The organism is Streptomyces sp. Isolate_45 (genome assembly GCF_024721315.2).
Classification (GTDB): domain Bacteria; phylum Actinomycetota; class Actinomycetes; order Streptomycetales; family Streptomycetaceae; genus Streptomyces.
Genome location: NZ_JANFAK020000328.1, coordinates 1 through 2614 on the forward strand (window position 1 = coordinate 1; position 2614 = coordinate 2614).

Consider the following 2614-nt stretch of genomic DNA (forward strand, 5'->3'; position numbering starts at 1 on the left):
ACTGGAACACGGCGGAACGGTCCGGGGACTGGGCGAACAGGCTACTGCCGGCGGACACACCGCAGTTCGTGCTCGTCTCGTAGTGCTGGTTGTATTCCCATTTGACGGGAACGAGGCGCCCGTCGAAGGTGGTCTGCACGACGGAGCCGTTCAGCTTCTGCTCGTAGTGCAAGTGCGCCCCGGTGGTCCAGCTGCCGGTGTTGCCGACGGTGCCGATCTGCCGGCCCTGCTCCACGTCGTTGCCGACGGCGACGTCGCGCCGGTCCAGGTGCAGGTACCGGGTCTGCCAGCCGTCGCCGTGGTCGATCACGATGAAGTTTCCGGCTTGGCTGTCGAACTGTGAGGTGACGACGCGCCCGGCCGCCGAGGCCAGAGCGGCTGTCCCCTGGGTGGTTCCACCGGCCGAGACCATGTCGAGCATGTACTGGCTCGCGTGTCCATCGTGAGTGGACGTCGTCCACCGTTGCCCGCACGGAATGGGAAGCTGGAACGGGGGCGTATTGGCGACCGCGGTGTCCGCCGCCGGGGCTGCCGAGGCCGATGCCGCGGCCGGGGCGGCGGGCAGGAGGGCTGTGACCGGAGCGAGCAGCAGTGCTGCCGCCGCCAGGAAGCCGGCCCATCTGATCTTCATGCGTCTCCTTGGGACGAGGGTGTGATGGGGGAGGGGGAAGAGTGGGGCGATCGCTAGTCGGTGACGATGCTCGCGGCGGGGCCGCCGACCTTGGTCCATTGGAAGGTCGACGACCCGGACCACTGGAAGACGCCGCTCTTGTCGGAGCTCAACCCGAAGAGCCGGTCACCGGCGACCGCGAAGGCGTTCCCGGGACCACCGGCCTTGGACCAGTTGTCCGGTACGCCGCTGAACCTGTAGACGTCGCCGTTGGCGGGGTTGGTGGCGAATAGCCCCGCGCCACCGCCGAAGAGGGTTCCGGCCGGTCCGCCGACCTTGACCCAGGTCGTGCCCGACCCGGTCCATTTCAGGACGGCACCACCGTTGGGCGATAGGCCGTACAGTGCCTCGTTGGTGACCGCGAAGGTCTTTCCGGGCCCGCCGACCTTGGTCCAGCTGTCCGGGGTGCCGTTGTACTTGAGGATTTCGCCCGTGGTCGGGCTGGTGGCGAACAGGCCACCGCCGCCTGCGTGCAGTGTGCCTGCCGGTCCGCCGATCCTCGTCCAGGTGGTTCCTGATCCGGTCCACCGGAAGACGGCCTTCCTGTCCGGGCCGAGCCCGTACAGCGTGCCGTCGGTGACGACGAACTGGGCCCCGGGTCCACCGACCTTGGTCCACCTGTCCGGGGTGCCGCTGTATTTGAGGATGTCGCCGGTGGTTGGGCTGGTGGCGAACAGGCCACCGTCGCCGCCGATCAGTGTGCCTGCCGGTCCGCCGATCCTCGTCCAGGAGGTTCCGCCCGTCCGCTGGTGGACGGCGCTCTTGTCGGGGCTCAGCGCGTACAGATGGTGCGGGGTGTAGGGCCGTGCCCGCCACGTGAGCGGAGCCAGGTCCACTCCGCCCGTGCCCCAGCCCGCGCTGCTCAGCCATTGGCTCCCGTCGTGGTCGGTGACGACCTCGGCGGCGTGGGACGGCAGGCGCCCCACTTGGCCGGTGGCCGGGAAGTGCAGCGGATCGGAGCTGGCGTATACCTCGGCCCCGACGTAATCGGCCGTTGCGGAGCCGCCGATGAACAAGTACCAGAGGCCGTTGCGCTGTATCACGTACGGGGATTCGGTCCAGCCGTCGCCGAGGGCGGTGAACGCGGTCTTGCGCGGGCTCCAGGTGATCAGGTCCGGACTCGTCCGGTACGCGACGATGCTGCGTCCCCCGGTGGCCGTCTCCGTGGCGGTGTAATACATCACCCACTGGGAACCGACCCGGGTGACCATCGGATCGCGTGCTTCTTGTCCGTCACGGAACAGTGGCCCTCCGGGCCGCCGTTCCCAGTGGATCAGGTCGGTGGAGGTGGCCAGGTTGATCTGGCTCCTGGACGGGTCGCCGATGGTTTGCCCGCCCGCGTAGAACATGTAGTACGTGGAGCCGGAGCGGATGACGTGCGGTGCCCACAGGTGCGACTCTCCGTAGGAGGGGTCGACCGTCAGGGCCATGGGTTGCTTGGTCCACGGCCCGCGCGGGCTGGGTGCCGTGGCGTGTGCGAACGAGTCCTCGTTCTCCGGGTCGGCCGGTTCGGCGTGGGTGATGCCGAACAGGTGCCAGGTTCCGGTGGCCTCGTCACGGATGAAGGTGTGGTCGTTGATGTACCAGGATTGTGACTCCCCGACGCCGGGGTCGTAGACGCGGACGAAGTCTCCGGTTGTCACGGAGCCGGCGTTCGCCGCGGCGGTGTTTGTCGAGGCGGTGTTCGCGGAGGCGGTGGAGGGGAGACGGTCGGGTGCCGAGGCGGCGACGGCGGGGAGTACCCCGAGCGAGACCGCGACCAACGCAGCGGCAGCCAGGGTGATGCGTGATAACACATGGCTCCAGAGAGAGGGGCGGACGGGCCCGGCCCAGGAAGCCCGGGCCGTCCGCTGATGACGTCGCCGACTACCGGCCCGCGATGAAGGAGGCGGGGCCGCCGACCTTGTGCCAGGTGGTGCCGTTGCCGGACCACTTGAAGACTGC

General features: G+C 68.8%; 2 protein-coding genes. Both read right to left on the bottom strand.

Translation table 11 applies throughout. The features are described 5' to 3' along the window. Positions 1–631, bottom strand: a 631-nt coding sequence (locus tag NOD94_RS40755) for a M23 family metallopeptidase (RefSeq protein WP_281211291.1), incomplete at its 3' end; no start/stop codon positions are given. Positions 632–684: 53 nt separating this feature from the next. Next, positions 685–2466: a family 43 glycosylhydrolase gene (locus NOD94_RS40760; RefSeq protein ID WP_281211292.1), complete on the bottom strand. Its 1782-nt coding sequence runs from the start codon at positions 2464–2466 to the stop codon at positions 685–687. Positions 2467–2614 lie beyond the last annotated feature (148 nt).